This window comes from bacterium, assembly GCA_009926305.1.
Classification (GTDB): Bacteria; Bdellovibrionota_C; UBA2361; order UBA2361; family RFPC01; genus RFPC01.
On sequence record RFPC01000204.1, the window covers coordinates 1 to 1,650 of the forward strand.

At 49.2% G+C, this 1,650-nt stretch carries 3 protein-coding genes; all 3 read left to right on the top strand.

Annotated elements, in window-relative coordinates; genetic code table 11:
- On the top strand, positions 1–625 hold a 625-nt coding region (locus EBR25_13820), incomplete at its 5' end, for a hypothetical protein (GenBank protein ID NBW42047.1).
- A gap of 3 nt (positions 626–628) precedes the next feature.
- A complete protein-coding gene (locus tag EBR25_13825) occupies positions 629–1,189 on the top strand; it encodes an SIS domain-containing protein (protein ID NBW42048.1) in 561 nt (186 codons plus the stop codon).
- Positions 1,186–1,650, top strand: a 465-nt coding sequence (locus tag EBR25_13830) for a glycosyltransferase family 2 protein (GenBank protein ID NBW42049.1), incomplete at its 3' end; no start/stop codon positions are given. The genes EBR25_13825 and EBR25_13830, both read left to right, overlap by 4 nt.

Sequence of the window (1,650 nt, forward strand, 5' to 3'; positions counted from 1 at the left end):
CTATAGGCCTTCGTCTGACATAGCTGAGAACGCTTTTGAAATAGAGCATGAACTTTCCGAAGGGGCTATTGGAAAGCAAGACCAGTACGCCAGCGCAATCGGGGGCTTCAACCAATTTGTCTTCAACGCCGACGGAACAGTGAATAGAACGCCTATCGAGATAAGTGAAAAACAGCAATTACAAATAGATTCAAGTCTCTTTTTGGTCTTCACTGGCGTTGAAACTCGTTCTGCCACCTCCGTACTTCAGCGCCAACGACTAGAGGCCTCCAAGAGCCAGCAAAAGCTCGAGTCTCTCTTTGAACTCAGAGATATGGCACTGGAGTTTCCTGAAAGGTTTCAGACAGAGGGAACTGACGCAATCGGAAACTACCTGGAAAAAGCCTGGAACCTCAAAGTAGCGTCCACCTATTCGGAAGCCGTGGATGTTGCAGCAGGAATGATCGAGACCGGGATCAAGGCTGGTGCACGAGGGGGCAAGTTGCTAGGGGCCGGAGGAGGAGGGTTCGTTCTTTTTTGGGTCGATCCCGAGAACCACGCTAAATTTGCTCACCAATTTGAAGATGAGCTGGTTATTCCAATCTCCGTAGACTATGAAGGGACGAAAGTTGTTTTTAAGGACTAAGCGATGAACTACTCGGAGTACGTGGAAGAAAATCGGCTCGCTCTTGAGAGTGTTGACAGAGCTGCCCTTCAACAAATGGAGATTGGCTTACTAGAAGCTCGAATGCGCGATTCGCAAGTCTTCTTCTTTGGAAATGGGGGTTCCGCGGCATCCGCTTCTCACGCCGTGGGCGACATAGTCAAGACCGCCAAAGGTGACAGGGATTCAGGGGGGGTACGGGCGGTTTCGATTTCGGAGATGCAGGCATTATTCACCGCCTATTCCAACGACACTTCTTTCGAAGAAGCTGGTTCTGGTGTGCTGCATGACCTGGGGCGACCAGGAGATATCTTGGTGCTAATTTCGGTAAGCGGACGATCTCCAAATTTGTTGGCAGCGGCGAAGACGGCGTCAGCCATGGGAATGGAGGTTTGGTCTCTTGTGGGGTCAAACGGCGATGCACTTGTTGAGCTTTCGAGTGTTGCAATCAAGATTTCATCACAGGATTATCAAGTTGTGGAAAATGCCCACATGTCTCTAATTCACTATCTCACCAAGGTTTTACAGCGAGCACCGGTTTCTTGATTAGCGTTGTTTTTTCCGCAATCAACTGCTCAGAAACTGTAAGAGCTGCTGTTCTTTCAACTCTCAAGTCGTTGGGAAGGCGCGGTGAAGTGGTCTTCCATCTGGATCCGAGCTCAGACGATTCCTTGGAGGTTCTTAGTGGCATTTCTGATCCACGCTTTAGGCTGCTCCCCACGAAAGAGAACTTGGGTTTTGCTGGCGGTCTTAACTATGCAATCAATGAATCGAAGTACGAATTAGTTGCCCGTATGGATGCAGATGATATCTGCCTCCCTTGGCGTTTTGCACTCCAGCAGAAAATCATAGAAAAAATGGACTTGGACGCTCTGTATTCGACAGCTCTAATTTTCGGCAGGCCAGTCCGACCTTTTGGCCTGATGCCACAATTTCCCGCGTCTATGGATCCGGAAGAACTATCAGTTTCGTTGATTGATCGAAATCCACTGGTTCATCCCACACTC

Excerpts from the sequence above, each read along its gene's own strand:
- EBR25_13825 (NBW42048.1), top strand. The coding sequence starts at position 629 with ATGAACTACTCGGAGTACGTGGAAGAAAATCGGCTCGCTCTTGAGAGT.